General features: G+C 65.5%; 20 protein-coding genes. 6 read left to right on the forward strand and 14 right to left on the reverse strand.

Going from position 1 to position 22,718, the window contains the following annotated elements:
• Positions 1-466 precede the first annotated feature (466 nt).
• On the forward strand, positions 467-1,423 hold the full coding sequence (locus FM113_RS12260; RefSeq protein ID WP_087015104.1) for an isoprenylcysteine carboxylmethyltransferase family protein: 957 nt from the start codon (positions 467-469) through the stop codon (positions 1,421-1,423).
• A gap of 3 nt (positions 1,424-1,426) precedes the next feature.
• On the opposite strand, the gene FM113_RS12265 is transcribed toward FM113_RS12260, so the two are convergent.
• The 6 genes from FM113_RS12265 to FM113_RS12290 all read right to left on the reverse strand — a co-directional run bounded on the left by FM113_RS12265 (position 1,427) and on the right by FM113_RS12290 (position 8,116).
• Positions 1,427-2,959, reverse strand: coding sequence for an SDR family NAD(P)-dependent oxidoreductase (locus tag FM113_RS12265; protein WP_087015105.1), 1,533 nt, complete (start codon positions 2,957-2,959; stop codon positions 1,427-1,429).
• A gap of 55 nt (positions 2,960-3,014) precedes the next feature.
• A complete protein-coding gene (locus FM113_RS12270) occupies positions 3,015-3,539 on the reverse strand; it encodes a hypothetical protein (RefSeq protein WP_087015106.1) in 525 nt (174 codons plus the stop codon).
• 119 nt (positions 3,540-3,658) lie between these two features.
• Positions 3,659-4,366 (reverse strand): PIG-L deacetylase family protein, encoded by a 708-nt coding sequence (locus tag FM113_RS12275; protein ID WP_254908997.1) that lies wholly within the window; start codon positions 4,364-4,366, stop codon positions 3,659-3,661.
• Between the two features lie 134 nt (positions 4,367-4,500).
• Positions 4,501-5,469, reverse strand: coding sequence for a DUF6578 domain-containing protein (locus FM113_RS12280; protein WP_140393360.1), 969 nt, complete (start codon positions 5,467-5,469; stop codon positions 4,501-4,503).
• A 73-nt stretch (positions 5,470-5,542) separates the two neighbouring features.
• A complete protein-coding gene (locus FM113_RS12285) occupies positions 5,543-6,970 on the reverse strand; it encodes an NAD(P)/FAD-dependent oxidoreductase (RefSeq protein ID WP_087015108.1) in 1,428 nt (475 codons plus the stop codon).
• 81 nt (positions 6,971-7,051) lie between these two features.
• Complete coding sequence (locus FM113_RS12290) at positions 7,052-8,116, reverse strand: alcohol dehydrogenase catalytic domain-containing protein (RefSeq protein ID WP_087015109.1); 1,065 nt, start codon at positions 8,114-8,116, stop codon at positions 7,052-7,054.
• 153 nt (positions 8,117-8,269) lie between these two features.
• Between FM113_RS12290 and FM113_RS12295 the strand changes: the two genes are divergently transcribed.
• A complete protein-coding gene (locus tag FM113_RS12295; protein ID WP_176387207.1) occupies positions 8,270-9,142 on the forward strand; it encodes a LysR family transcriptional regulator in 873 nt (290 codons plus the stop codon).
• A gap of 31 nt (positions 9,143-9,173) precedes the next feature.
• On the opposite strand, the gene FM113_RS12300 is transcribed toward FM113_RS12295, so the two are convergent.
• The 6 genes from FM113_RS12300 to mdlC all read right to left on the reverse strand — a co-directional run bounded on the left by FM113_RS12300 (position 9,174) and on the right by mdlC (position 16,353).
• Complete coding sequence (locus tag FM113_RS12300) at positions 9,174-10,103, reverse strand: ketopantoate reductase family protein (protein ID WP_087015111.1); 930 nt, start codon at positions 10,101-10,103, stop codon at positions 9,174-9,176.
• On the reverse strand, positions 10,100-11,602 hold the full coding sequence (locus FM113_RS12305; protein ID WP_087015112.1) for an aldehyde dehydrogenase family protein: 1,503 nt from the start codon (positions 11,600-11,602) through the stop codon (positions 10,100-10,102). Before FM113_RS12305 ends, FM113_RS12300 begins: the two co-directional genes overlap by 4 nt.
• 78 nt (positions 11,603-11,680) lie before the next feature.
• Positions 11,681-13,030: a TRAP transporter large permease gene (locus FM113_RS12310; RefSeq protein ID WP_087015113.1), complete on the reverse strand. Its 1,350-nt coding sequence runs from the start codon at positions 13,028-13,030 to the stop codon at positions 11,681-11,683.
• A complete protein-coding gene (locus FM113_RS12315) occupies positions 13,027-13,578 on the reverse strand; it encodes a TRAP transporter small permease (protein WP_087015114.1) in 552 nt (183 codons plus the stop codon). The genes FM113_RS12310 and FM113_RS12315 overlap by 4 nt, the downstream gene beginning before the upstream one ends.
• Before the next feature lie 11 nt (positions 13,579-13,589).
• Complete coding sequence (gene dctP, locus FM113_RS12320; RefSeq protein ID WP_176387208.1) at positions 13,590-14,714, reverse strand: TRAP transporter substrate-binding protein DctP; 1,125 nt, start codon at positions 14,712-14,714, stop codon at positions 13,590-13,592.
• A 40-nt stretch (positions 14,715-14,754) separates the two neighbouring features.
• Positions 14,755-16,353: a benzoylformate decarboxylase gene (gene mdlC, locus FM113_RS12325; RefSeq protein WP_254908998.1), complete on the reverse strand. Its 1,599-nt coding sequence runs from the start codon at positions 16,351-16,353 to the stop codon at positions 14,755-14,757.
• 168 nt (positions 16,354-16,521) lie between these two features.
• On the opposite strand from mdlC, the gene FM113_RS12330 reads away from it, so the two are divergent.
• The gene (locus FM113_RS12330; protein ID WP_176387209.1) at positions 16,522-17,430 is read left to right on the forward strand and encodes a LysR family transcriptional regulator; all 909 of its coding nucleotides are present in this window, start codon (positions 16,522-16,524) and stop codon (positions 17,428-17,430) included.
• 100 nt (positions 17,431-17,530) lie between these two features.
• On the opposite strand, the gene FM113_RS12335 is transcribed toward FM113_RS12330, so the two are convergent.
• Together FM113_RS12335 and FM113_RS12340 are read right to left on the reverse strand one after the other, a co-directional pair.
• Positions 17,531-17,929: a RidA family protein gene (locus FM113_RS12335; protein ID WP_087015118.1), complete on the reverse strand. Its 399-nt coding sequence runs from the start codon at positions 17,927-17,929 to the stop codon at positions 17,531-17,533.
• Positions 17,930-17,976: 47 nt separating this feature from the next.
• Entirely contained in the window at positions 17,977-19,425 is a 1,449-nt protein-coding gene (locus tag FM113_RS12340; RefSeq protein ID WP_176387210.1) for an FAD-binding oxidoreductase, read from the reverse strand.
• 122 nt (positions 19,426-19,547) lie between these two features.
• On the opposite strand from FM113_RS12340, the gene FM113_RS12345 reads away from it, so the two are divergent.
• Genes FM113_RS12345 through FM113_RS12355 form a run of 3 tightly spaced genes read left to right on the forward strand, consistent with a single transcriptional unit; the run spans position 19,548 to position 22,707 of the window.
• The gene (locus FM113_RS12345) at positions 19,548-21,251 is read left to right on the forward strand and encodes a hypothetical protein (RefSeq protein ID WP_140393362.1); all 1,704 of its coding nucleotides are present in this window, start codon (positions 19,548-19,550) and stop codon (positions 21,249-21,251) included.
• Positions 21,248-21,997: an IclR family transcriptional regulator gene (locus FM113_RS12350; protein WP_087015121.1), complete on the forward strand. Its 750-nt coding sequence runs from the start codon at positions 21,248-21,250 to the stop codon at positions 21,995-21,997. Before FM113_RS12345 ends, FM113_RS12350 begins: the two co-directional genes overlap by 4 nt.
• A gap of 5 nt (positions 21,998-22,002) precedes the next feature.
• Positions 22,003-22,707: a hypothetical protein gene (locus FM113_RS12355; RefSeq protein WP_087015122.1), complete on the forward strand. Its 705-nt coding sequence runs from the start codon at positions 22,003-22,005 to the stop codon at positions 22,705-22,707.
• The last annotated feature ends 11 nt before the right edge of the window (positions 22,708-22,718 follow it).

Here is a 22,718-nt window from a genome sequence, read left to right on the forward strand (position 1 = left end):
AGATCCCCCAATATTTGTATCGGCGCGCCAAAAAACGCTCCGAGTACCCCGTTGTGTGTGCGGGTGGCTCGACTCGAATCCCCTCGAGTAGTGTCTGCGCGATCCCCATCGCGCCATGACACGCACCTGCACGGGCCAAAATGCCCCACTCGACACTACCAGCGCGCGGCGTTCACTACCACGGAATCACGGCCGCACTCCAGTTCCCGACGCGCCGCCGCTTGGGTAGAAGTTCCGCATGAATACGCCAATTTTTCCCGGGCGGCAGCGATCACGGCCTCCCAGCGTCCGCAAAGATCACCCGCCTTGTCACCCTCCCCAGAGGCCTTCGCACACGCTCCCAGCGAAGGAACGCGCGCCCGCAGCGAACGGGCTCCACACCCAGGCGCGCGGCGGCGGCTTGGTGGGCAGCGGGCTTCGCACCCGGTCGTGGCTCGGGAACCCGGCGTCCGGCTACGCTGAGGACATGGGACGGGACCTCCAGAACCTGCCGGACACGGGCGCACCGGGGCCCTGGTTTCTCCGCGACGTGCGCCTCGCACGAGCCTACTTTGGCGTGCAAGCCGTGGCGGGTGCGCTCTGGTGGATCACCGTGTTCGCCAGCGATCAGGTCCGCTTCGCCACGCTCGGCGCACTGAATCCGGTCGCGGTGTTCTGGCTCGACCTGCCCTTGTTTGTGCTCGCCTCGGGGGTGGCCGCAGCCGGGTGGCGGCCCGCCGCTGCCGTAAGTGCGCTGTGGACGGCACTTGTTGCGACCGGCATGGCGACCTACGCAACCATCACCACTCTGGGCGGCTGGGGAGCCATTCTCATGGTCGCGGCAGCCATCGGGAGCGTCGGGTCAGCCCTCGTGTTCCGGCTCGGTCGGGTTCCCAGCGAACTCCTCCTGCGTGGTCCGCTCGCGGGGCGCACCGATACTTCCCGGACAACGGGTACGCGTCTGCGGCGCACGGCCGCGCAAACCAGCGTGTTTTGGGTGCTGTTCCTCGCCGCGTTCCCGCTCCTAATCGCCTGGCTCGAGTCCCGGTGGGGCCTCGCCATCGAGATTGGGGGCGCATGGCGATGGACGGGCGCCGCACTCTTCCTCGCCGCAGGCGCGCTCGGAATCTGGGCCGCCGTGTCCCTCGCCACAACCGGGAAGGGCACTCCCCTGCCCTCTGCCGCAACCACGACGCTCGTCATCCGCGGACCCTACCGTTTTGTACGCAACCCGATGGCGCTCGGCAGCATTGCCCAGGGCGTCGCCGTTGGCGTGATGCTGTCGTCGTGGTTCGTAGTGCTGTACGCGATCGCGGGCGCGCTCGTGTGGGACTGGCTTGTGCGCCCACACGAGGAACAAGATCTCGCTGAGCGATTCGGCGAACCGTTCCGGGCGTACCAAGAGCGGGTGCGGTGCTGGATTCCCACGTTCCCGCGGGGGTGAGTGCTACCAGGGGTGCGGCGCGTAATCCTTCAGGAAACAGCCGTAGAGATCTTCCTGCTCCTCCTCGCCGCGGACGATCGGGTCGTAGACCCGGGCCGCGCCGTCGACAAGATCGAGTGGGGCGTGGAAGCCTTCTTCAGCAAGGCGCACCTTCGTGAAGTGCGGGCGCTCGTCAGTGATCCAGCCCGTGTCCACCGCGGTCATGAGGATCTTGTCCGTCTCAAACATCTCGCCCGCGCTCGTGCGGGTCAACATGTTGAGCGCGGCCTTTGCCATGTTTGTGTGGGGGTGCCCCGGACCCTTGTAGCGGCGCGAGAACTGCCCCTCCATCGCCGAGACGTTGACAACGTAGGTGCGGCGCGCAGGCGAGGCCGCCATTGACGCGCGCAGCCGACTGATCAGGATGAAGGGTGCGGTCGCGTTGCACAGCTGCACCTCGAGCATTTCGAGTGGATCCACCTCCTGCACGTGCTGGACCCAGCTGTTCACGTGGGCCACGTCGGGGACCAGACCGCCCGCGTCGATCGCGCTCCCGTCTGCGTGCTTCTCCAGCGACGACGAGCCAGGTGCCATCGCGAGCGCACTGAGATCCGCACCAGTCAGTGTGTGCGCAAATCCTGCCGCGACCGTGCCCGCGAGGGCGGAGGCGTCCAACGGGTCGAGGGCGACGGTGCCGTCCGCGCCCACCGAGGACTGCAGGGCCCTCGGATGAAGCTCGGCGGGGCTGCCCAGCGTCATCGTGTCGGGGAAGCTGCCTGCGGGCAGCGGCTGCGACTCGGCGTCCGCGAGCAACGAGTATGAACCTGGCGAGCGGCGCACGGTTTGCGCGGCGTTGTTGATGAGGATGTCGAGCGGCCCCCCGGCCGCGACCGAGTCTGCGAGCGCCACTACCTGTGAAGGATCTCGCAAATCGATTCCGACGACGTGCAACCGGTCAAGCCAATCCGCGGAATCAGGGAGGGAGGCAAAGCGCCGAGCGGCGTCGCGCGGGAATCGCGTGGTGATTGTCAAGTCCGCGCCGTCCCGCAGGAGACGGAGTGCGATGTGCATTCCGATCTTCGCGCGACCCCCGGTCAGCAGCGCGCGCTTCCCCGTCAGGTCGGTGCGCGCGTTGCGCTTGGCGTGGCTTGACTCCGCGCAGCTCGGGCACAGCTGGTGGTAGAAGGCGTCCACCTGCGTATACGGCTGCTTGCATATATAGCAGTTCTGGGCCTTCCGCAGCTCCCCCGCGATGGGCGCGGTCGCACTCGTCGTGAGTGGCAGGCCACGGGTCTCGTCATCGATCCGGTCCGCAGCACCCGTCGCGGTTGCGGCGATCACCGCACGGTTCGCCGAGGATATCTCGTTGCGCGTCGAGCGCCGCCGCACCCGCTTGGCCGCCTTGTACATTCCGGAGGTTGCTCGACGAACGGACACCACGTCAGGGTGGTCCGAGGGCAGGTCACCCGCCGCTTCCAGCACCCGAAGGGCAATAGCGAGGTCGGCGGGATCGATAGAGCCCGGGGCCAGCTCGGGGCCAGAGGGTGTTTCGGTCATTGGGCCTATTTTACGCGAGATCCCTGACAGCCCCGGCTCCCGTCATTCCGGGTAGCTATGCGCAGTTTCCGCAGACACCGGAGAGCGCCATCAGCATGAAGCAGTTGGGACACACCGGCTGCACGCGCTCGGGTGCCGCCGCGGGCTTCACCTTCGGCTCGGCCTTGGGCTTCGCAACGCGGCGAGTTCCGGGACGCTTGGCCTTCGAGCTGCCCAGTTCTTCCGTCACGAGGTCGATCTCGGCAGCCTTTCCGCGACCGTGGTCGGGATGGTCCACCGCCCAGGTGCCGGGATAGCGGAGACTCTCCCACCGCGGCGCCGCGGCCCCGACGACGGCGATGATCTCTTCTTCGCTCTGGAACCCGACGGAGTACCCGCGGTGCACATAGATATTGGGGGCCTCGTCTGAGCGGACCACGGTGATGCCGTCGGACGAACGCACGAGTCGGTCGATGGGCATCCGGTTGAGCAGGCGCTTCAAGAAGACCCGATTCGCGACTGAGGCCCGGCGGTGCACCAGCGCCTCGTCCAGCGAACCGTATCGATTCAGGATGGATTCGGGTGCTGCGTGCTGCTCCATGTGTGTGCCTCTCAAAGAATCGTGCGGACCCGAAAACGGGCCACCCACCAGTATCCCCCACCCCACATGCACTCACGTACGCCGTCGACCCGACCGCGCACCGAGTCAGCAATATGCGCCTATCGGTATACGCGGAAACTCACACGCTGCACGCCTTCCTTGACCACCACGCCACTCTCCACCTGAGCCCGCGCGTGCGCTTCGACATCATCAACGCCGAGACCCTCAAGATACCTCCGGTGCTCGGCGAGCGCGGCGGTGGCCGCCACGAGATCTTCATCGCTGACGACGACCGCGTGTGTCGGATCGGGATCGGCGAACACCGCGATGTGCTGCACCCCTGACCAAGGCTCACCCTCGAGGTCCGGGAAGATCCAGGAGTTCCCCGCGTCCGAAACCGCATCGAGCGTCGCGAGACCCACGGCCCGGTGATCGGCCTGATTCCGATATACGCCCCCGAAGGACAGCCCGAAATTCAAGGTGATGACAACCTCGGGGCGGTACCGCCGGATCGCACCGGCAAGCGCACGGCGCAGCTCGAGACCGAACTCGGTCCGCCCATCGGAGAACCCCAAGAACTCGAGCTCGCTCACCCCGACGTGAGCGATCGCGTTGCGCTGCTCAACCTCTCGCGCCGGCCCCGCCTGCTCCGGCGGCATGCCCTCGATCCCGGCCTCGCCCGAAGTCGCGAGCACGTAGGCGATTTCCTTGCCGTCGCGCGTCCACCGATTCACCGCGATTGCCGTCCCGTACTCAGGATCGTCCGGGTGCGCCATGAGCACCAGTCCGCGGTCCCAGTCCTCGGGAAATTCTTCCAGTGCGCTCATTTGCGTGCCTCCGATCGCTCCGTTACCCGGACGGCGGCCCGAGTAGGACAGTGGTGCTCCCAGTCTCGCAGTTTCCATCGGCCGGGACTAGACCCCTGGGAAGGCGTTGCATCTGCCCTCGCGAGCCGTAGCGCTCAGCCCGCCACTCGCTCCTGCTGCCACGGTACGTATGGCGCAGTGCCGTGGCCGAGACGGTCAATCGTACGTCCTCCCAGGAGCGCGACTCCGATGCCCGAAGCGGGTCCCGGGAGATCTTCACTGTCAACCCACACGCGACCATCCCGCGCCTCTACGCGGGTTTCGAGTCGTTTCCCGTCTGCGCCGCGATCCCGCACGTGTTCCGACACCCGCCCGTGTGCAGCGGCCTCGAGGAAGTCCGCGGGCAGCGCCGCGTTTTCGGGCGTCGCGGGGAACCACCAGGACCCGTAGCCCACGTGCATGCCGATCCGTCCGGTGAGATCAGGGTCCTGGTCGGCCGCCCCGTTGTCGGGCGGAACCCGCACCCACCAGATTGCCGTGGCTCGGTCCTGTTCGGGATCGACCGTGAGCGCCGAACGCTCCGTCGCGCGCTGGACGGTGCACCACCCGCCAAACTGCGCCTCGGCGAGATCCGCGGCCGCCTCGAGGATCCGGCCGACCGGATCGCGCATGAGATCCAGCTGTACCCGAGCGGCGTCCTCGGTCGCCCGCCGCGCAACGGCCGCCTCCGCGTCCTCGACGTAGCCAGGAAGTTCGTCGGCATCCGACACTTCGAGTTCCACGTGAAACACCGCGATATCGCTGGCCGAGGGCCCCGCCTCGACCCGCTCCATCGGGCTGCGTGTGGGGCGCGAGGGATCGGAGGTGAAGCGGCGCGGTTCTCCCGGGATCGGCACGAGCGGATACGTGACCGCGTAAATCGCGCGAACCGTGCCCGTCACCGGCAAGTGGGGTACCGGCTCCGGGGTTTCTCCGTGATGCTCTTCTTGGAACCTCGGCAGCTCAGTTGCTGCGCTCAGCTCCGGGTCCACCGCCCGGAGCTTCCAGGTGGCAGCATCCCCCACCTGGAAGTCCATGCCGCAACACGCATGTTCCCACTCGTTGATCTCAACAAGGATCCTCATGCTCAGATCGTACGTCCCGCGAGCCGCGCGGCACCAGGTCCGGGCGAGGCGGATCCGGTCCAGGGAACGCGGATCACACACCCGTAGCTGCGGCGAGCGCTCGCTCCCGGCTCCTGCGCGGAACGTGCGCGTAGAACTCGGTGTCGTTGTAGCCCTGCGGCAGCGGCAGGCCGAAGCGCTCGGTGATCTCTCGTGGGATCGTCACGCTGATCATGGCGCCGTCCGACTGATTCACGTTGCGCGAGACGTCCAGGAACGGGAAGCCGTTCGTCACATCGGGGTCGTAGTCCTCCTTGAGGCTGCGCAGGGTCTCCGCGCGCTCCCCGGTCATCGTGGCCCGGGCGTCGTAGGCGGCCAGGAGCGCGTAGGTCTCAAACATGGTCCACCCCTGCCCGATGGCCGCGTGCAGGGTTCCGCCGCTGTAGAACCCGTCGAGCCCCTTCACGAAGGTCTCCAGGTGCTGCCGGGGGTGTCCCCGGTCGTACTCGACGAGGCCTTCGGGGAGGAAGTCGTAGACGCGGGCGTACCCGGTGGCGAAGACGATGACGTCGACTCCGAGCGTGCGCCCGTCGGCAAAGGTGACCGTCTCCCCGTCAATGTGGGCGATGTCGGGGCGGTGCTGGATCAGGCCGTGCGAGAAGGCGTGCAGGATCGTGTTGCTCACGATCGGGTGTGTCTGCCCGACCATGATCCCCTCGGCGGAGGGCAGGCCGTACACGGACAGATCCCCCACGGACGCGACGATGAGCTCGAGCAGCTGCTCCGGCTCGATTCCCGAGGTGGCCTTGGCAGCGGGCAGCTGAGCGCGGCCGTCCATCACGTCGGGGAGCGCGGCACCGAAGATCTGCTTCGGCAGCACCGGGTACGCGCGGCGCGTGGAGAGCGTGGCTTCCTCGGCGTGGAACGCCGCATCGGAGGCGATGTCCACGCCGCTGTTCCCAGCACCGACCACGAGCACACGCTTGCCGCGCAGCTCCCGGGGGGAAGCGTACTCCGCCGAGTGCAGCGCACGCCCGGTAAAGGTGTCCAACCCCGGGACCTCGGGGAGCTGCGGCTGCCACTGGGAGCCGACCGCGGCGAACACGCCGCGGTACGCACGGACCTCACCGTTCGAGAGCTCGACCTCCCAGTACTGCCCAGCGTCAGTGACGATCGGCTCGGCGCGCACCACGGAGAGGCCGAACTCGCAGCGCTCTTCGAGGTAGTGCTCGTGCGCGAAGTCGCGGACGTAGTCGCGCATGTCTGACCATTTCGGGTACATCGGCAGGTGGTCCGCCATCGGGAAGCCCACAAATCCGCCCGCGATGCGGGACGTAATGAGGCTGCACGACTCGTACATCGGGGTGCCGGGGTTCTCGAGGTCCCAGATGCCGCCGATGGCGCGGTGCCGCTCGATGATATCGACTTCGAGGCCCTGGCTCAGAAATGCGCGGGCAGCCATCATGCCGACGGGGCCGGCACCAATGATGCAGTAGCTGGTGGGAAGGGTGGTGGGGGTCATGATGTTGTCCTGTTCTCGATCGAAAGTCTGTGGGATGGGTGGTGCAGCGTGCGAACAGATGCGGGTTCGCGCACACTCGCCTCACCTCATCGACACGAGGATCTTGAGCTCGGCATGGTCCGGACTCGCAAGTCGCTCGAAGCCCTGAGCCACGATGTCGGTCACGGAGATCCGGCTCGTGATGAATGCCGCGAGATCGAGCTTTCCGCTCTGTGCCAGCGCGATCGCGGCGGGGTGCTGATCCGCGTAGCCAAAGGCGCTGCCGATCTCGCGATCCTGCATCGTGAGCTCAGCAGCGATGTTCAGCTCGATCGGATTCGGGTGCATGGCCACCACCTGCAGGCGACCGCCCGGCGCGAGCAGGCCCAGGAGTTGATGCACGACCGCGGGAGCCCCCGCAACGTCGAACGCCAGATCCGCGCCCATGCCGTCGGTGCGGGAGCGCACAAGTTCGGCGAGATCCTCGGCTCCTGGGTCAACCACCGTCCAGGACTCACCGACCCGGGCCGCCATCGCGCGCCGCGCCGCGGACACCTCACTCACGATCACGGTGATCCCGCGAGCGGCCAAGACCGCGGCGACAAAGAGCCCTACAGGACCCGCCCCGCCAACGACCGCGGTCTGCCCGGCGCGTGCCCGCGAGTGCTCCACGGCGTGGAGGGCAACCGCGAGCGGCTCGATGAGCGCTGCCTGATCCAGCGGAAGATCGCCCACCGGATGCACCCAGCGCTGATCCACCACGACGTGTTCGCTCAGCCCGCCACCCCCACCCGAGACGCCCAGGGCACCCAGCTGCTGGCACGCATTGTAGCTCCCGCGACGGCAGGCGGGGCAGGTCCCGTCAACCAGCATCGGCTCCACTACGACGGGGTCGCCGACGTCGATGCCGGTCACGCCCTCGCCAATCTCCTCGACAACTCCGGAGAACTCATGGCCGAGCACCACGGGAAGCGTTTCACCGGTGAGCGGGTGGGGGATCGTCGCAGACGGCATGGGTGGCATTGGCCCGTGGAAGAAAAGGTGGATGTCGCTGCCGCAGAGCCCCGTGTAGGCGGGGGCGATCTTGACCGTCCCAGGCCGGAGCTGCGGCTCGGGGACCTCCTCGAGGCGAACGTTTGTCGCCCCGTAATACATGAGTGCCTGCACGGTGTCTCCTTCGAACCGTCGAACTGCTCCCGCACCTTCGCGGGGCTGTCCCTAATATCTCGGATCCCGCCCGCTGTGACTATTGAGTTTCCCGTCACGCTGTTAAGCTCCGGCTTAACCTCCGTCCGCACGCACTCCTGGAAAGTCGTCACCGTGGCCGAATTCCTTCCGCTGTCCCTCGTGCACTCCCTCGACGTGCTGCTCGCCGAGGGTTCGTTCCGCCGCGCGGCCGAACGCCTGCACGTCTCCCCGCCCGCCATGACCCAGCAGATTAAGCGGCTCGAGGAGACGGTGGGCTATGCGCTCGTGGTGCGCGGGCCCCAGCCCGTGGCGCTCACCGACCGCGGTGCGCAGTTCATGCTGCACGCGCGCGAAGCACTCGACGCTTCTCGCCGCGCGCTCGGCACCGACGGGACTCCGCGGCTCCGGATCGGATTCATCAGCGGCTATCCGCGGAGCCTCGACGAGGAGTTTCTGGTGCGCTTCCGGACGACCCAGCCCGACACCCAGCTGGAGTTTGTGCAGCTCGGCTGGGGTGAGCAGGCCAGCCGCCTGCTGGCGGGCGACATCGACGCGGTGCTCGCCCGCCGCCCTTTCGATCACGAGGACGAACTCGACACGGTCGTGGTGCACCGCGAGGCGCGGATCGTCGCTCTCGCGGCGGGCTCCCCGCTCGCGGACCGCGCTACGCTCCGGCTGGCCGATATTGCGGAGCTCCCGGTGCTCCGCGCTAGCGCCACATCCGCCGAGTGGAACGACTACTGGAGCGTGGATCCTCGTCCCGACGGCACCCCCGTCACCTATGGCGGCTGGGCGCACACCATGGAGGAGGCGCTGACCGCGGTCGCCGTGTCCGGGAACATCATCATCACCGCGGAGTCCATCGGGGTGCGATTCACGCACCCCGGCGTGCGCTACGTCCCGGTGACCGACGCGCCCCGCTGCGCGGTCGAGCTGTGCACGCGCCGGATCGACCGGCGACCCCTCATCCAGGTGCTTCGTGAAGCGGCGGCCTCGGTGCCTTAACTCCGCAGGGACTTCCTCACCACGGCCTTTGTCACCCTCGACCGTCCTGCGCAGCGACGGTCCGCAGCCGCACCACGTTGCTGAGAGTAGTCAGCACCGGCGTTGGAATCCCACGCTCGGCGCCGGCGCGCACGATCGCGCCACCGATGCCCTCGATTTCGGTGGCACGGCCCGCCTCCACATCCTGCAGCATCGAGGTCTTGTGCTCGCCGTGTTCACGGAAGGCGACAGCGAGTTTGTCTTGCACGCGCCCCTCGTGGAAACGCACCCGGTGTGCCTCTGCCACGGCAAAGCACTCGGAGAGAACTCCTTCTCCCAGCACCTGAGCGGGAGCTTCCGCTCCCATCGCACCGACTGTGAGTCCGGTCGTCGCACTGACCGTGTTCATCACAGCGTTGAATATCACCTTCTCCCAGATCGGCACCATGATGTCCGCAGCTGACTCTGCGGTGAACCCGGCCGCGCTCAGCACCCCTGCGAGCCGCTCAGCGCGCCCCGCGGATGCGGGCGTGAGGCCGCCCAGGATCACGGAGCCAGCACCGGCGCTCGTAATCACTCCGTCGGCACCCCGGTCCGCCGGATAGTCCGTCACCCCGATGACCGTCCGGTCGGGGCCGAAATACGCGAGCAATGGCCGCTCGTTTCCCAACCCGTTCTGCACGGAAAGTCCCACAGTCTGCTCCCCGACAAGATGCGTGACCGAGGCGAGCGCCGCCTCCGAGTGCATCGTCTTGGTGAACAACAGCACCAGCTCGACCGGATCGTGAACGTCGGCTGCGTGTTCCGCCCGGGAGTCGACGTGCGTCACGGTTTCGCCCAAGCAAAGCGTCATCCCGTCACGTCGGATCGCGTGGAGTCGCTGGGGTGACGCATCGATCATCACGACATCGTGCCCCGCGTCAATGAGCAGAATACCGAACAACTGGCCCATCGTTCCGGCCCCGACAACCGCGATCCTCATCGCGCATCTCCCGCGAACGGGGAGGGCGCGATCGAGGGTCGTACTGTGAGCCACTGAGTCTCCGTGAAGGCCTCAATGTTGGCGGTGTACCCGCCGAACCGCGCGCCCGTTCCGGAGTTCCCCACTCCCCCAAACGGTGCGTTCGATTCGTCAGCGACAGTCTGTTCGTTGATGTGGATCTTGCCGGAACGAAGCCGATCGGCGACTGTCATCGCTGCCCCCACGTCTCCGAGGATCCCGACGGCAAGACCGTAGGCGCTCTCGTGAACGAGTTCGACAGCCTCGTCGAGGGTGGAAAACGCGCGCACCGGTGCCACAGGCCCGAAGATCTCCTCCGTCCAGGCGGGGTTTCCGGCCCCCACGCCCGCGAGCACGGTGGGCTGAACGAGCAGTCCTTCGGCACCGCCCCCGGCAACGACTTCTGCTCCGGCGTCTTCCGCCGCGCGGATGAGTGCGACAATTCGGTCGCGCTGGACCCGATCAATCACGGGTCCCAGCTGGGCCGTGGTGGTCCACGGATCGCCAACTCGGAGCGAGTGTGCTTTTGCCGCCAGGCGTCGCACGTACTCCTCATATATTGATTCGTGGACCAGGTGCCGTCCGGTTGTCATGCAGATCTGTCCCTGATGCAGGAAGGAACCGAACGCCCCCGCGGAGGCCGCCAGTTCGAGGTCGGCGCCGGGAAGCACGATGAGGGCGTTGTTCCCACCCAGTTCCAAATGTGCTCGCTTGAGGTTCCGGCCACACGCCTCGCCGACCTTGCGACCTGCGGCGGTCGAGCCTGTGAACGACACCACACGCACCTCGGGGGCCTCGGTCAGTGCGCTCCCTGCCGCGACACGGCCAGGAAGCAGTTGCAGCACTCCCGGCGTCAAGCCCGCCTCCTCAAACGCACGCATGATCATGTAGCCACCGGAGACCGGGGTGCGCGGGTCGGGCTTGAGAATCACACTGTTGCCCAGCGCAAGGGCGGGCGCGACCGAGCGGATGGAGAGGATCAGCGGAAAGTTGAACGGGGAGATCACGCCGACGACACCCGCCGGTTGGCGCCGCGCAAAAGACCAGTGCGGCTCATTGGAGGTCAGGACTTCCCCGTGCGGGTGGTGCGGCAGCGCCGCGGCATCGAAGCACTCGTTCGCCGCGATCGAGACCTCGAGTTCCGCCTTTGCGCGAATCGCCCCGGTCTCCCGCTGGACCCACTCGATGAGCTCTTCCGCGTGGCGCAGAAAGAAGTCGCCTGCTCCCCGGGCTATGGTTGCGCGCACGGCGGGTGCCGCAGCCGCCCAATCTGTCTGCACCCGGGCGGCTCGCGTGGCGGCGAAGGTCATCTCCTGTGCGGTGGCCAATCCCGCGGAGGCGATCACTGCGCCGGTGCCGGGCTCGTGCACGTCGATCACCTCCCCACCGCCCTCGGTCCATCCATCGAGGTACAGCAAACCGTCCCAGCGCTGCTGGTCGAGCGCTCCAGGGGACACCGCGGTGTGCGCGTGGGGTGACATGTTCGTTCTCCTTCTGTGAGTCGTACGTTGACGGTTCGATCAACGCCTTCTCCCCCACCCCAGATATTCCGGTGCCCGTCACTGCATCATCGTCGGCAGCCACAGCACAATGTCTGGTGCAACGAAGAAGAGCACCAGGAGCCCGATCTCGATCACCACAAACGGCCACACCCCGCGGAAGACCTCGATCGTGGGGATTTTCGCCGTGCCAGCGACGACAAAGCAGTTGATCCCGACAGGCGGGGTGACCATGCCAATCTCGATGAGCTTGACGATCATGATCCCGAGCCAGATGCCGTCGAACCCCAGCTCCGTCGCCACCGGAGTGATCAGCGGCACCGTGATCACCATGATGGAGATCGATTCCAGGGCCATCCCGAGAGGAATGAGCAGTGCGAGCAAGAGCGCGACGATGAGCCAGGAGGGGAGCGCCAAGGATGTCACGGAACCGCTCACCAGTTGCGGGACTCTGGCCACCACGAAAAAGAGCGAGAGCATTGCTGACCCGATCATGATGGCAAAGACCATGCTCGTGGTCTTCGCGGTCTCCTTCAATGCCTCGACAATCTCACCCAGCACCTCTCGGACTGGCTGTGTGCGGAACTCGATGATGAGCATGATGAAGGCTGCGAGCGCGCCGATGGCCGCGGACTCCGTGGGGGTGAACAGCCCCGAGTAGATCCCGCCCATGATGATGACAAAGATGATCGCAAGCCGCACAAGGCCACGCCACGGCAACCGCTTGGCGGTGCCCTCACCGACTCGCGCCTCAGCGATCGCAGAGTCGAGGGCGTCTCCCAGCTCCGCTCCGCGCTCCCGGGGGCGCTTTCGCATCCGTAGAAATACGTAGACGGCGTATGCGACAGCGGACAGCACGCCGGGCACGATCCCCGCGATCAGCATCTTCCCGATCGACTCCGAAGCGAGGATCGCGTAGAGCACCAAGAACAGACTCGGCGGGATCATGGCACCCAGGGTTCCCGACACCGCGACGAGCGCCCCCGCGAGGCTCGTCGGGTAGCCAGCCCGGCGCATCTCGGTGACCGAGAGCTTCGACATCGTCGCGGCCGTCCCGATGCTGGATCCCGACACGGCGGCGAAGCCCGCACACGCGGCAACCGTGGAAATTCCGAGCCCGCCGGGAACGTTGCGGAACACTCGTCGCGCGATCGTGAACACCTGTTCGGCGGTTTTCGCTCGCACTGCGAACACGCCAAGCAGAATGAACATCGGGATGATGGTCAGCGTGAATGCGGAGGCCTGCTCAAAGGCCGCCGTCGCCAGTGAGCTTGTCACGAAACTCGCGTCACGCAGCACCAGGAGACCGACCGTGCCTGAGATGCCCAGGGCGAGCCAGACCGGCATGCGCAGGAGCAACAGTACCGCCATCACTACGCCGACGAGGAGGACAGCGAATCCGACGCTCATGCGCGCTGCTCCGTCTCGGTAGCAGCCGGTTCCGCCAGGGGATCCGCGTCGTCATCCTCCCCCAGGAGCGGCTCACCGCGCAGCCCAAGAAAGCCGTTCACAAGCGCAATCAGCAGGAACGCGGCGAAGCCGATCACCACCACCCAGCGAGCCGGCCAGAGCGGCCAGTCGACGAGCCCGGTGGAGATCTCCCCCATCCGGAGGCTCGCACTCGCTCGCTGCGCGGTCGCCATAATGAACCACACGGTCATCGCGGCGCCGAGTACCCACATGGCCCCGGTCACTTGGCGGGCAAGTCTCTTCGGAAATCGGCTTGTCAGAAGATCAACAGAGACGTGAGCGTTCGTGGCCCCCGCGTAAGAGAGGCCCAGGAACACCGTCACGACAAGGAGCGTCTCGGTGAGTTCGAGTAGCCCGGGCACCGAGCGCCCCACAAAGTTTCGGGAGAGCACGTCAAGCGTGGTCGCCACCATCATGGCGACGGTGGCGATCGAGCCGAGCGCACCCAGTGGGCCCGCGAGCTTGCGTGCGGCTGCGCGGAGCGTCATTGATGCGGGCCCTAGTTCCGATCCGCGCACACGAGCGTCGGATCCGGTGCGTCGGGATCGTCATATTCGGCGAGCTTCTCCTTATAGCTCGCGAGATACCCCGCCGCGTCTTCGAGCCCATCACTCTCCGCTTCCTCAACCCAGAGCGCCTCCAGGTCCTCGTCAATCGCGCTCACCCAGCGCTCAGTTTCACTGTCCGCCCACTGTCCGAGATCGCCCACGGTGTCTAGGAGTTCATCACACTGCGTCTCGGACACCTCCGTGAAGAACTCGTGCGATTTCGTCTCATTGAATTCCTCGGTCACCTCGTCGATGATTCGGCGCAATTCAGGATCAAGCCCTGTATATACCTCGTGGTTCATCCACATTCCGATGGTCGTATACATGCCGACACCGGGATCGGTCCAGTGCGGGAGCACGTCGCGCAGCTGATAGGCGGCGGTCCCCTCCAGCGGGAATCCCGCAACATCCGCGACGCCGCGCTCCATCGCCTCGTAGGTTTCAGGCGCGGGAATTGCGACACTACTGGCATTGATCGCCTCGACCGCGTACTGCGCGAAGCGCCCGGCCATGCGCATCCGCAGGCCCTCGAGATCATCGATTGTGGTGATCGCTTCGTTACTCCCAATCAGAAGTCGACCCGGCGGCAGATGCGAGAGCGGCTTCAGGTTGTTTCGCTCCCAGAGCTCGGCGGCACCCGCGTGTTCCTCGCTCAGGTCCCGGATCGCCTTCGATACCGCCTCGCCGCCGGGGCTCAGGAACGGGATGCTCGCGATCGTCGCCATCGGGAACAGCTGCGAGGAATAGTCCGTGATCGTCTGTCCGATGTCTGCGCGGCCGTCCCGCACACACTCCGGGATCTCGGACGAGCTGCAGAGTGAGTCGGCAGCGGCAACAGCAAAGGTGATTCGGCCGTCGCTGCGCGCTTCAACTTCGTCGTACCACCAGTTGCCCATCACCTCACTCAGGCTCTTTGGAGTGGCCCAGGAGACCACGTTGAGTTCGATCGAGGGTCCAGCCGCTCCTCCCGGGTCGGGGTCGCCGGGGGTCGCGCACGCAACCAGGCCCAGGCTGAGAGCACCGCCGAGCGCCACACTGCGCACGATCGACGTTCGAATACGAGAGGCGAGTTTCATCAGTGAAGCTTCCTTCCTAGAGGGAAATGCGTACGCGGCGTTAGACAACGCGCGCATCGATCAGAACGGGGCCATCTGCGAGGAGCGCCTCACGGTAGGCCTGGGAAAAGTCCGCCGCGGTGGCAACCCGCACCGCCGGCACCCCGTACCCCTGGGAGATCGACACGAAGTCGATTTCCCGAAGGGTGAGGCCGGGGACGTTTTCAGCCCCCATCCGCGCAGCGAATCCGGCGAGAGCCCCATATCCCGAGTTATTGACGATGATGAACACGGTGCGGGTCTGGTGTTCTGCGGCCGTGTAGAGGGCGCTGATTCCGAAGTTCGCTGATCCGTCACCGACAGTGGCGACAATCGTTTTCGCCGGGTCTCCCAGCCCGAGCCCCACCGCAACCGGCAGTCCGAATCCGAGGCCTCCCGACGCGGGGAAGTGGTACTGCCCGGGGTGTTCGATCGCGACTCGTTCGAGATACTCGAGATCCAACGTTGTCGTCTCGTTCACGTACACGACCGCATCGCTCATCTGCTCGTTCAGGAGCGCAAGGAGCTCTGTCCCGGTGAAGCCGGCCTCGGAGTGCTCCGGCTCGGGAAAACTCCGGCTCCCCGGGGCTCCACGCCGTGTTTCGCGGTCAGTGACGGCCGCGGCGAGCTGCGCCGTTGCGACTCCGACGTCAGCAATCAGGGCGTTCCCGAACGGGGCCCGTGCCGCCTCGCGCGGGTCCTCAGTGATCTGTGTCAGCTGCACTCCCGGTGCGAGATACGAACTCGGCTCCCAGCGGTGATAGCGGAAGACCGCGGACCCGAGCGCGAGTACCGTGTCGAACCCCGTAAGCCGGTCTCGGACGGATCGAATGCCGGGGACCAACACCCCCTCGAAATTTGGGTGCGTGGTCGGGAACGGACAGCGATCTGGCGAGGGTGCGACGAAAACGGCAGCGTTCACGCGCTCGGCTAGGGTTACGACCGCGTCGTACACGCCGGAATCCCGCACCGCCGCCGCATCAAGCTGCGGCCCGAGTACGAGCGCCACCCGAGTGACGGCGTCGAGATCCGCAGCCAGCTCCGTGAGCGTGTCGGGGCTCAGCCCCCCATGATTTGTGACCGTTCGGCGGCCGAGCAACGCATCGCTGTCGAGCGCAGCCTCCCCCCAGTCATCGAGCGGAACGGACACATACACCGGCCCGCGGGGGTGCGTACCCGCCTCCAAAAGCGCCTGAGACAGGGTGCGCGGTACATCGCTCGCGGCGAGCGGCTCGTGCGCGAACTTCACGAGTGGACGTGGGAGCAGCGCAGCATCGCTATTGCCCAGCATGACTTCCTGCCCCACAGTGCGGCGCACTTGCTGGCCTGCCAGCACGACAAGCGGCGTGTGCCCGTAGTGCGCGTTTGTGAGCGCACCCATCGCGTTTCCGCTGCCCGATCCCGCGTGGAGGTTCACGAGCGCCACGTCTCCCGTCGCTCGGGAATAGCCCTCGGCGAGTCCCACGACAACCTGTTCGTGCAAACCCAGCACGAACTCGACATCGGCTCCGAGCCCGGCAAGGAACGGGATCTCGTTCGATCCGGGATTTCCAAAGACCTTCGTGATTCCCCGCTCCTGCAAGAGGGCGAGGGTGGATTCGAGTACTGACGGCACTGTCACGCTCCGAAACGATCGGGTGCGTGGCGGAGTCCGAGCAGCCCGCAGGAACCTTCCTGATGCCACGCTGTGGGTACCGAAACTAATGGCCCACAAACGGGCGCACCAATATAGATTGAGGCCCGAACACATAGGCCATAACTATGGATGGGGAGAAGGGCTGATCGCCCCGTGGATCTCAACCTGCTCCGGGTATTCGTCGCCGTGTATGAGGCACCCACCGTAACCGAGGCCGCCGTGCGGCTCCACATGGCGCAACCCTCGGTCACCCAGGCACTCAACCGGCTCCGGGCCGAAGCTCAGGATCCGTTGTTCGTCCGATCCGGCCGCGGACTTGTCCCCACCCGCGCCGCGACGCAGCTGTACGCCACGGTCGGTGACATGCCCGCGGCCGCCGAGGCGGCGCTCCACAGCCTCAGCGAGTTTGTGCCCGGAAGCACTCGCGAGACGTTTCGACTCGCGCTTACCGACGTGGGTCAGACCCTGTTCCTGCCCACGCTCGGTCCTGAGCTCATGCGGGTTGCGCCGCAGAGCCGCCTCGACGTCGTGAACCTCGACGCGGATCGCGCGCCGGCCGCGCTCAGGGTCGGTGAAGTGGACCTTGCAGTGTCCTCCACGCTGCTCGCGGCAGACCTCCGGAGCTCGATGATTCGAGAGGACCTCTACTGTTGTATTGCCCGGCGCGGTCGATTTCCTGGGCACACACCCACACTCGCTGAGGTCGCCGTGCTCCCCCGCATCGTGATGAAAGGGTCCATCGGCCACACCCTCGTTGAGTCCGGCTTCCCGCCGCCCATCGCAGGATCAATCTCGCTCCCCGCCTTCTCCGCGATCCCCGCCGTGCTCGCGAGTTCCGAGCTGATCGCGTTCGTGCCGCACGGCGTCGTCCCGTACTGGGCGGCGGCGTGGGACCTCGAGGCGTGGCCGCTCCCGGCAACCCAGTTCACGAGCCGAGTCCGGGCACACACGGCCCCACGAGCGCTCTCGGCGGCGAGCGCGTGGTTCACCGAATGGACCATCGCGACGCTGCGGGGTGTGCCGGATCCGCCTCCCACTGGAAAGCCGATGCTGCCGGGGTGAACTGGGCCCTACCCCAATCACCTCAAAGTGCGGACCTCGCGCAAACTCGTCGCATCAACATCACTGACGTCTATGCGACGGTGTGCGACCGGCCGGGGAGCTATCCCTCGGTATCGGGAACCTCAGCGACAGCACTCACCTCCACAAGCATGTCGGGCCGAGCGAGGGCCGCAACCCCGACCGCACACCGGATCGGCATCCGGCCCTGCGGCATCCGCCGCGCGTACACCTCGTTGAAGGCAGCTCGCGTCTCGCCGATGTCAACCAGGTAGATCGTCATCTGAGCGATGCTCGCAAGCTCTGCGCCGATCTTTGCGAGTTTTCGCTCCAGGTTGTCAAACACCGCTTCAGACTGGGCAAGTATTCCCCCGTCACTGAGCCCTCCGCCCGGGGCGCTGGGAATGACTGTGAAATAAGCCGTGCCGTCTAGGACGGTGAACTCAGCGGACAGGGCTGCGCCGGTGTCAACCGGATAACGATGGATTCGGGAGGCGGTCATGCGTGAGGTTCCTTTCGGGCGAGTGAGTCCTGCAGTCGTTCGTGTTTTTAGAATGCTTTGTGAGGATTCAAGAGATTGTGTGGATCGAGCGAGCGCTTGATCTGCCTATGAACTCCGATGATTTCGGGGCCGAGATCCCGCTTCGCCCAGCGCCGTTTTGCAGCTCCGATCCCGTGCTCACCAGAGACTGTTCCGCCCGCCTCGAGCACTCGATCAATCACCTGCCCCATAGCCGTACGAAGCAGGGTGAGCGTCCGTTCTCCATCCATTGGCTCCGGCTCGCTCGCGAGTAAGAGCAGATGCAGGTTCCCGTCGCCCGCGTGGGCCGCGATCCGGCTCTCAACCCCAAATTGCGCTGAGATCTCTCTGATGCTCCGCACGATCGGTACCACGTGCTCAAGCGGGACTGAAACGTCTTGGGGAAGCGTTGACACTCCCGCAACCGGAGCCACGAGCGTCTCTTCAACCGCGTTGCTCGGGGCTCCCGTGCGGACAGCCGAACCGCCCCGCCGCATCTCGAGCACTGCAGCTTCGACTGAGGGTGCCACGACCTGGATGGCATAGGAGCGCGCCGCCACTGCGTCACGGACCAGTGCGCTCTCTGCGTCTGTGTCGGCCCCATCGACCTGAACAAGCAGGAGAGTCGGATCAGGTCCCCACTGCGCGACCTCACCCAGGAGCGGGACAACTACGCTAGTATTGCGGCTTTCCAACGCCCCCCGATCGAGCAGCTCACACATACTCGGAACAACGCGATCCTGGATACTTCGGGTCGCTTCGAGCGCCTGTTCGACCGTGCTGAACGCGGCGACCAGCAGACAACTATTGGCGGGCCGTGGGCAAAAGGTGATTCCGACGCTCACCACGATTCCAAGCGTTCCCTCAGAACCGATCATCAGGCCGCGCAAGTCGTAGCCCGTAGCGTCTTTGACAACTGCGTGCCCAAGTTCCACAATTGAGCCATCCGCGAGGACAATCTCGAGCGTCCGAATCCAGCGGCCCGTGGTCCCGTACTTCACACATCTGAGCCCGCCAGCGTTCGTCGCGACTGTTCCTCCGATTGAAGCCCGGCGATAACTCGCGGGGTCCGGCGGATACATCATCCCGTGCGGAGCCAGGAGTTCCTCGATGCGACCGAGCGTCGTGCCAGCCCCCACGCGCAAGTACCGACCCGGCACATCAAATGTCACGACCTCTGTCAGTCGAGACAGGTCAATAACCAGGCTCGGTTCAAGAGGCACGGCACCCCCGACCACCCCGGTCCGGCCGCCGCGCGGCACCATAGGCACGTTGAACCGGTGGGCGAGGCGCACGAGGTAGGCAACCTCCTCTGGTGTCTCCGGAAACACCAGAAGCGAGCGCGCGACCTCCGCCACCGGCGACTCATCTCGCAACTGCGCGGGATCATCCGTGATCCCTGCACGGGCCGCGAGAGCCGCACGGCAGGTGCGAAGCTCGGCCAACACTTTCGTGAGCGGATCCTCTGACACAGACACGATTCCTCCTCGATGAAAATTCGCTGGAAGAAATGCTTTGTCTTCCGGATTCGTCGATGCTAGCATCACCGTACGGATTAACAAGACACCGTCTAACATAGCCAGACGGAAGAATCTTCCCGATGAGCAAGGAATCAATGTTGACTACCGATTTGCTACCCGCCCCGATGCGGGAACCCAGCGTCGTCATGGACCCCAGACGTCTTGGCGCCCTCCAGCCGACACGACTGAGCGCTGCACGCAGCATCTACGCGAAACTCGTCCGCGAAAACTGGTCAATCGACCTGGTCGAGGCGCGCGTGGAGGCCACCGGCGCTGGCCGAATGCTGTACCGCATCGATGCGGCTGGCCACATCATGCACCTCGTGGCTTTCTCCTACGAGCCACAACTCGTAGACCGCAGCCCTCGCATCATCGGCTCGAGCTGGGACATCGAGGGGGCCCTCATCGACGGCGAAGTCACCGAGGCCGAGCTTCTCGCCACGCAGGAGGCAATTCCACGCCTGTACGCTGGTCGCGCGACACCGGAAACGCTTATCTGGTTCCGGGCCAACCGAAGCATCCGGCTCTTCGACCATGTCATTGAGGCGCTCGTCGCGGGCACCCAGCCAGACGTTCAACGTATCCGAGACGTCGGCTATCTCCTACGCAACACGGGCCTTGACGGCAACGGCACCTTCGGCACAAAAGACTTCCAGGAGTACGGAGCTCAGCATCCCCTCGGAATCCCCTTTCACGCGCAGCTCTTCACTGCCTACATGATGCGAGAAATCTCGGTAGACCTCGTGAATGCCACAGCACGCGTGCGAAACGTGGAGGCCGCCTCGGTCGACGCAGCGACGCGAAACACGATTGCCGTGGGGAACGGCTCAGCCCTCGGTCTCGTTCTCCTCACGATGAACCGCCCACAGATCGTACACGCCTGGCTGTCGGCGTACGAGCGGATCGCTGCGAACGTCGGGCGCCGCACGATTGACGATGCACACTTCCTCGCCGTGACGACCATGCTGGATCAGGCGATCGGGCAGAAGAATGACGATCACACTGACTACGGCGTCTTCCCCTCCGGCGAGGCACTCGCCATCGACCTTCGCGTGCTCCGCCGGGTTCTCCGGCGCCTCGCCGACGCGAACAGACACGAGGGAGGATCCTTCACGCTCACCGACGTAACGGATCGTGCCCCATCGTCAATCCTGCCGGAGGCCATTGAACTCTTCCGGTCCCTCCTCCTCGAGCTCGCACCCGAGTCAGAGGTTGACGAACAACTCAGGTCCCTGCGTGTTTCGGAACGGAAACAGTTGGATCCCCTCACGACGGTCGCGGAACTCCGCGCACAGATTGATCACGGCTTCGCCTGGGTGCGGGAACTCCCCGTCGTGTCAACGGAAGAGCAGACACGGGTGTGGTACAAGTCTCGCAACTCTGAGGAGCCTCGCAGCGGCCCCTCCTGGGAGGTCCCGGAGGGAACGAACGACCTCGCAGTGGATCTGCTAGCTGGAGTCACGGAGCTCGAGGCTCTCCTGCGGAACGAATCGCCGAACACTCGGGTGGGAACCCTCGCCATCGCTCACCCGCATCTTGAGCAAGTCATGGCCTACGTGCAGTGCCTTGCAGCACTCCCCTACGCGGTACCCCGTTTCGACGTGCGCGACACCAACTTCGTTCCGGCGCATATTATTCGCCTCTTCAACGCGTTCTGCTTCGGCCTCGAGAAGACACACGACGTACACCAGCGAAATCTTCGCGGTCTCATCTTCGAGGGCGCACATTTTAGAGCTGACCGAGATGAACCTGCCCGCGACTGGCGTTGGGAGGTACAGCGATGAGCGAGGAACCGAAGACCGGGGCCACCCCAAAGAGCGGCACGCCCGTCCTGCAAACCGGGATCAAGATGCTGGCGACCATCGATGCGCTCGCGCGCGCCGGCCAGCCAATTTCAGTCTCGGCCGTTGCAGAGACGATGGAGTGGAGCCGGGCAACCGCACACCAGTATCTCCAGACCGCGGTCGCTGCGGGTTGGGCATTCCAAGATCAGAACTCCGCATACTCGCTCAGTTTTCATGCGGCGGAAGTGGGGTCCAAGGTCAATCCTGCTGAGGAGATCCGACCAGTGTTGCTGCCAACGATGCAGGATGCTGTCGATAAGCTCGGCGCTCCAGTCTCCTTCGCGGTACTCGAGCAGACTTCGCCCATCATTGTCGAGCGCGTCGAACCCATGCGGGCGATGTTTATTCGGCGTGGATTTGAGGCGCGCGTCTCCCCCAAATCTTCCGCGTCCGGCAGAATCCTCGTGGCCTATTCCACTCCGGAAGCGCGTCGCGCGATCAGCCGCGTGGAAGAGGTGCTTGCAGAGCCTGACTACCAGGAGATCCGCGAGCTCGGCTATTCGATCGTGCACTCGCAGTGGCTGGGCGACTTGATCACGGCTGTCGCGGCCCCCATCTTCCACCGAAGAGTCTGCATCGGCGCGCTGAGTGTGATCGCCGAGCGAGGGGCTCATCCCGATGAGGTCCTGATCCGGTCAATGCTTGACGCATCGGCCGCCATCAACCGCGAACTGGAAGTTGGTTAGTCAGCATGTCACAGCATTCCTCCACGGCCACGGCCCCCGCGCTGATCGGCGCTTTTCCAGGCACCGATCCGACAACGCTGCCTGTCACGGACCATGTTCCCGAACTCATACGTCTGACACGGCGAGAGTTCTCACTCATTACCGAGCGCCTGCTGATGGCCGCGGGATGCGGTGCTGGAGCTTGGCCAGGCGCGCGGGACTACGTGCTCGAAACACTGAGCCAGGTGGGTCCAGGCACCATTGACCTCCTCGAAGCGGCACTCGTCAACCGCGACCGCGCCCCTTGGCCGCGGGTCGCGCTCTCGCAACCCGCAGCGATGGACGCTGATGGGGCCCCGTTGATACTGGTTGGCAACTCGATCGCAAACGCGCTCATCGCCTTTCTCGGCGACTCCCCCGACAGTGTCTTCACGGTCACCGGCCTCTCCGATGTGCGCGGCTTCGAGGGCCTCGCAGTCCGAGCTACGTATCACGGGTTCACCCTGAGCTTCACGCCAGACCACGACTTGGGCCAACTCAAGATCCGGGCAGCGCGAACAACCCCGGATGCGTCGGCCGACGTGGTCACGCTCCTGCGTGCCGGCGTCGAGTGCAGCGGCACCCAGTGGTGGCGCGTGTACCAACCCTCCAATTTCGCACTCAGCGAGGAGACAGAAGTTTCTCGTTCACACACCGGAGTGAGCGAGACCCTCCTGCACTACTCGGTGTGAGTGACCCATCA

The organism is Leucobacter sp. 7(1), from assembly GCF_900163635.1.
In the GTDB taxonomy this organism is placed as follows: domain Bacteria; phylum Actinomycetota; class Actinomycetes; order Actinomycetales; family Microbacteriaceae; genus Leucobacter.